This is a genomic window from Clavibacter lycopersici, assembly GCF_003576405.1.
In the GTDB taxonomy this organism is placed as follows: domain Bacteria; phylum Actinomycetota; class Actinomycetes; order Actinomycetales; family Microbacteriaceae; genus Clavibacter; species Clavibacter lycopersici.
The window spans coordinates 1-5973 of record NZ_QWGT01000173.1 but is presented as its reverse complement, the minus strand read 5'-3'; the positions used below and the strand labels follow the sequence as shown (position 1 = coordinate 5973).

Annotated in this window: 4 protein-coding genes and 1 pseudogene; all 5 read right to left on the bottom strand. The window is 73.1% G+C overall.

The genetic code is table 11. The annotated features are described in order from the left end of the window. Positions 1-49: 49 nt before the first annotated feature. Positions 50-727, bottom strand: a complete 678-nt coding sequence (locus DZG00_RS11185) for an NUDIX domain-containing protein (RefSeq protein WP_119455628.1) — start codon at positions 725-727, stop codon at positions 50-52. Beyond that, positions 724-2418: a CTP synthase gene (gene pyrG / locus DZG00_RS11180; protein WP_199688965.1), complete on the bottom strand. Its 1695-nt coding sequence runs from the start codon at positions 2416-2418 to the stop codon at positions 724-726. Before pyrG ends, DZG00_RS11185 begins: the two co-directional genes overlap by 4 nt. Before the next feature lie 121 nt (positions 2419-2539). Continuing rightward, positions 2540-4255, bottom strand: coding sequence for a DNA repair protein RecN (gene recN / locus DZG00_RS11175; RefSeq protein WP_119455627.1), 1716 nt, complete (start codon positions 4253-4255; stop codon positions 2540-2542). Next, positions 4248-5165 carry an NAD kinase gene (locus DZG00_RS11170; protein ID WP_375342499.1) on the bottom strand — a complete coding sequence of 306 codons (918 nt, stop codon included), beginning with the start codon at positions 5163-5165 and terminating at the stop codon, positions 4248-4250. Before DZG00_RS11170 ends, recN begins: the two co-directional genes overlap by 8 nt. A 5-nt stretch (positions 5166-5170) precedes the next feature. Continuing rightward, a pseudogene (locus tag DZG00_RS11165) lies at positions 5171-5899 on the bottom strand (TlyA family RNA methyltransferase); the annotation flags it as partial. Positions 5900-5973 lie beyond the last annotated feature (74 nt).

Genomic DNA, 5973 nt, shown 5'->3' with positions numbered 1-5973 from the left:
TCGGGCGCCGCGTCGGGCGCCGCTCCCCCGGATCCGTCGGCCGCGTCGGTCACGAGGCCGACGCGCCCCCGCCGTCGCCGTCGCGCAGCTTCGGATGCCGCGGCCACGGCGCGTCGGCGGGACCCAGCGTCGTCCAGCCGCGCGAGCGGGCGACGTGCGCCTGCAGCACCGCGATCACGGTCGACGGGTTCTGGATCCGCCGCTCGAGCACCGCGGTCACGACCTCGTCGAGGTCCACCCAGCGCACCTCGATGTCGGCCTCCTCGTCGGTGCGCGCGAACGCCTCATCCGTGGGGGTGAGCCCGCGCGCGAGGTACACGCGGATCGCCTCGTCGCTGCCGCCGGGCGTCGTGTAGTACTCGGCGAGCACGCTCCACTCGGCGGCGACGAGATCGGCCTCCTCCGCGAGCTCGCGCTGCACGGCGGCGAGCGGCGGCTCGTCGGTCACGTCGAGGAGCCCGGCCGGGATCTCCCACTCGCGCATGCGCACGGGGTGCCGGTACTGCTTGATGAGGAGCACGCGGTCCTGGTCGTCGATCGCGAGCACCGCGACGGCGCCCGTGTGGTCGACAAACTCGCGCGTGATCTCGGAGTCGCTGTACGCGAACGTCTCGCGCTTCACGTCCCAGATCTTGCCGTCGAACACGGTCTCGCTCGACGTGATGTCGTACGCGACCGGGTCGTCGTGCAGCGCGCCCGCCGGGGAGCCGGTGGCCGCGTCGGTCACGCGACCGCCTCGGCGTCGTCCTCGACGAACAGCGTGCTCGCGGCCTGGCGGTCGAGGGCGGCGCGGATCAGGCCGGCGAACAGCGGGTGCGCGCGGTTCGGGCGCGACCGGAGCTCGGGGTGCGCCTGCGTGCCGATGTAGAACGGGTGCACCTCGCGCGGCAGCTCCACGTACTCGACGAGCGTGCCGTCGGGCGACGTGCCGGAGAAGACGAGGCCGGCGTCCTGGATGCGCTCGCGGTACTGGTTGTTGACCTCGTAGCGGTGGCGGTGGCGCTCGTGCGAGACGGGCGCGCCGTACAGCTCGGCCGCGAGCGAGCCGGGCGCGAGCGCCGCCTCGTAGAGGCCCAGGCGCATGGTGCCGCCCAGGTCGCCGCCCGCGATGATGTCGACCTGCTCGGCCATCGTCGCGACCACCGGGAACTCGCTCTCGGGGTCGAACTCGCTGGAGGAGGCGCCGGTGAGGCCCGCCTCGTTGCGCGCGTACTCGATGACCATGCACTGGAGGCCGAGGCACAGGCCGAGCACGGGGATCATGTTGTCGCGCGCGAACTTGAGCGCGCCGAGCTTGCCCTCGATGCCGCGGATGCCGAAGCCGCCGGGCACGCAGAGCGCGTCGAGGTCGCCGAGCATCTTCGCGGCGCCCTCGGGCGTCTCGCACTCGTCGGACGCGACCCAGCGCAGCTTCACGCGCGCCGAGTGGGCGAACCCGCCGGCCCGCAGCGCCTCGGTCACCGAGAGGTACGCATCCGGCAGGTCGATGTACTTGCCCACGAGGCCGACCGTGACCTCGTGCTTCGGGTCGTGCACGGCGTCGAGCAGGTCGCTCCAGCCGGACCAGTCCACGGCGTCCGCGGCCGGCAGGCCGAGGTGGTCGATGAGGTAGCTGTCGAGCCCCTGCCGGTGCAGCATCTCCGGGATGTCGTAGATGCTCGGCACGTCGACCGCGTTCACCACGGCCTGCTCGTCCACGTCGCACATGAGCGCGATCTTCTTCTTGTTCGACTCGGAGACGGGCCGGTCGCTGCGGAGCACGAGCGCGTCCGGCTGGATCCCGATGGAGCGCAGCGCCGCCACGGAGTGCTGCGTCGGCTTGGTCTTCTGCTCGCCGGACGCGCCCATGTACGGCACGAGCGAGACGTGCACGAAGAACACGTTGTTCCGGCCGAGCTCGTGGCGCACCTGGCGGGCCGCCTCGATGAACGGCTGGCTCTCGATGTCGCCGACCGTGCCGCCGATCTCGGTGATGATCACGTCGGGCTGCGGCTCGTCCGACGCCTGCAGGCGCATGCGGCGCTTGATCTCGTCGGTGATGTGCGGGATGACCTGCACGGTGTCGCCGAGGTACTCGCCGCGGCGCTCCTTGGCGATGACCTCCGAGTAGATCTGCCCGGTCGTGACGTTGGCCGCCTGGTCGAGCTCGATGTCGAGGAAGCGCTCGTAGTGGCCGATGTCGAGGTCGGTCTCGGCGCCGTCGTCGGTCACGAAGACCTCGCCGTGCTGGAAGGGGTTCATGGTGCCCGGATCCACGTTGAGGTAGGGATCGAGCTTCTGCATGACGACGCGCACGCCGCGCGCCGTGAGGAGATTGCCGAGGCTGGCCGCCGTGAGGCCCTTGCCGAGCGAGGAGACGACGCCGCCGGTCACGAAGATGTGCCTGGTCGTCTTCGCCGCGCCTGTCGTGCTGGTGATGCTGTCCGTAGAGCTCGGGTCTGTGTCCGCTGAGTTGATGTCCGCCACGGGCTTCCATCCTACGTGGGAATCGGGGCGTCGCGACAGCCACGGCGCGCCGCGACACCCGCGGGTCGTCGGCTCAGCGCAGGGACGCCGCGGTCTCCACGAGCTCGCGCGCGTGCGCCAGCCCGCTCTCGCTGTCCGGCAGGCCCGAGAGCAGGCGCGCCATCTCCTGGATGCGCGCATCGCCCTCGAGCTGCGTGACGCTGGACGCCGTGACCTGCCCGTCGCCTCCCTTCACCACGCGCAGGTGGTTGGTGGAGAACGCGGCGACCTGCGCGAGGTGCGTGACGACGATGACCTGGGCGCGCTCGGCGAGCCGCGCGAGCCGCCGCCCGATCTCGATGGCCGCTGCCCCGCCGACGCCCGCGTCGACCTCGTCGAACACGAAGGTGGGCACGGGGTCGTCACCCGCCACCACGACCTCGATCGCGAGCATCACGCGCGACAGCTCACCGCCGGACGCCCCGCGCCCGAGGGGACGCGCCTCGGCACCGGCGTGCGGCCGCAGCAGGATCTCGACGCGGTCGGCTCCCGACAGCGCGGGCTCCTCGCGGGGGCTGACGCGCACCTCGAGCGACGCGTCGGCCATGGCGAGCATGCCGAGCTCCGTCGTGACGGCCGCGGCGAGACGGGCGCCCGCCTCCTCGCGGACCGCCGTGACGCGCGCGGCGAGCTCGACGACCAGCTGCTCGTCGCGCTCCACCTCGACGCGCAGCAGGTCGATGCGGTCGGTGTCGCCGTCGAGCTCGAGCAGCCGTGCGCTGCCGGTGTCGAGGAACGCGAGCGCGTCCTCGACGGTGGGGCCGTGCGCGCGCGTGAGGGCGGCGAGCTCGGAGCGGCGGTCCTGCAGGGTCTCGAGCTCCCGGGCGCCGTCGGCGTCGAGCCCCGCGAGGTAGCCGGACAGCTGCACGGCGATCTCCGAGACGAGGATCCGCGCGCTGTCGAGCGACTCGATGATCTCGGCGAGCGAGGGGTCATGCGCGGCGACGCGGTCGAGGCGGCGGTGGGCGGTGTCGAGCACGGACGCGGCGTCGGCCATCTCGCCGGACGCGTCCTCCGACGACATGAGCTCGTGAGCGGCGGACGCGGCGGCCCGCAGGTCCTCGAGGTTCGTGAGGCGGTCGATGCGCTCGCGCAGCTCCTCGTCCTCGCCGGGCTGAGGTGCCACGGCCTCGATCGCGTCGATGGCGGCGCGCAGCTCCTCGGCCTCGCGCGTGCGGGCGTCCTGCTCGGTGACGAGCCGGTCGAGCTCGGCGCGCGCGGCCTGCCAGCGGCGGAACACCTCCTGGTACTCGCCGAGCACGGGCGCGAGCGCGGATCCGGCGAACCGGTCGAGCGCCTGCCGTTGCGCCGTGGACGACCGGAGCCGCATCTGGTCGGACTGCCCGTGCACCACGACGAGCTGCTCGCCGATCTCGGTGAGCAGCGCCGCGGGCGCGCCCCGGCCCCCGACCGACGCGCGGCTGCGCCCCTCGGACGAGAGCTGGCGCGTGACGATGAGCTCGCCGCGCGTGCCGTCGCCGAACGGGTCGACGTCTCCCCCGGCGTCGCGCACGCGCTCCGGCACGGGGCCCTCGGCCGCGATGATCCACCGGCCCTCGACGACCGCGCGCTCGCTCCCCTGCCGCACGGCCCCCGAGTCGGCGCGCGCGCCGAGCAGCAGGCCGAGCGCGGTGACGACCATGGTCTTGCCCGCGCCGGTCTCGCCGGTGACGGCCGTGAAGCCCGGCCCGAGCGGCAGCGTGGCCTGGCCGATGACCCCGAGGTCGCGGATGGTGATCTCCTCAATCACGGTCCACGGGCCCCCTCCAGCCGGTGACCGGCAGCTCGAACTTGTTCACGAGGCGGTCGGTGAACGGCGACTGCTTGAGGCGCGCGAGGCGCACCGGGATGGGTGACCTGCGGGCCTCGACGCGCGCGCCGGGCGGCATGTCGCGGGTGCGCCGCCCATCGCACCAGAGCACGCCGGATCCGGAGGTGCGGCTGAGCACCTCGACGGCGACCGTGGACTCCGGCCCCACCACGAGCGAGCGCGCGAAGAGCGTGTGCGGGCTGAGCGGCACCACGAGCATCGCCTCGAGGCTCGGCCACACGATGGGGCCGCCCGCCGAGAACGCGTACGCGGTGGATCCGGTGGGCGTGGACACGACCATGCCGTCGCAGCCGTAGGACGCGAGCGGCCGGCCGTCGATCTCCAGCACGACCTCGAGCATGCGCTCGCGGCTGGCCTTCTCGACGGTCGCCTCGTTGAGCGCCCACGTGCGGTAGACGATGTCGGCGCCGACCTTGAGCGTGACGTCGAGCGTCATGCGCTCCTCGACCGTGTAGTCGCGGTCGAGCACGCGGCGCACGGTGGCGGCGAGGTCCTCCCGCTCGCTCTCGGCGAGGAATCCGACGTGCCCGAGGTTCACGCCCAGCAGCGGCACCGAGGTGCCGCGCACGAGCTCGGCCGAACGCAGGATCGTGCCGTCGCCGCCGAGCACGATGACGATCTCGAGGTCGGCCGTCTGCACGTCCTCCCCCAGGACCGAGACGCCCTGCATGTCGGGCGCGAACGGCAGGATGTCCGACTTCTCCTCGGCCGTGAGCACGAGCTGGACGCCCGCCTCCGCGAGCTGGCCGCACACGCTGAGCGCCGCGTCGATGGAGTCGCGGCGCCCCGTGTGGGACACGACCAGGATGTGCCTCGCGGGTCCAGCCACTTCGCTCACGCTCCTGTGATCTCGTTCGACGTCGATCTCCATTGTGTCGGATTGCCACCGGCACGACCGCTGAGCCAGGCGAGGTACTCGTGGTTCCCGGCCCCGCCGACGATCGGGGAGGAGACGAGGCCGGCCGTGCCGAGGCCGAGGTCCCACGCGGCCCAGAGCACGCGCATCACGGCGTCGTCGCGGAGCCCCGCGTCGTGCACGATCCCCTCCCGGATCCCCGTCCGGCCCACCTCGAACTGCGGCTTGATCAGCAGCACGACGTCGGCGTCGTCCGCCATGGTGCGCGCGATGGCGGGCAGCACGAGGCCGAGGGAGATGAAGGAGAGGTCGCCGACGACGAGGGCGGGCCGCTCCCCCGCCAGGTCGTCGGGCGTGACGCCGGCGAGCGACTCGGGGGTCAGGTCGCGCACGTTGAAGCCCTCGACGACGTCGACGCGCGGATCCTCGCGGATGAGCGGATCGAGCTGCCCGTGCCCCACGTCGAGCGCGACGACGCGCCGCGCTCCCCGCTCGAGCAGCACCTGCGTGAAGCCGCCGGTGGACGCGCCCACGTCGAGCGCGAGCCGTCCCGCGACGGCCACATCGGGGAAGGCGTCGAGCGCGCCGATGAGCTTGTGGGCGCCGCGGCTCACGTAGGCGTCGGTCCCGGCGACCTCGACGACGGATCCGGGCATCACCCGGTACGAGGCCTTGACGACCCCGCGCCCGTCGACCGTGACGAGCCCGCCACGCGAACGGCATGGCCGCCCGGCTCCGGGCCGCGCTCGACGGCGTCGACGGCGTCGAGTTCACGCAGGAG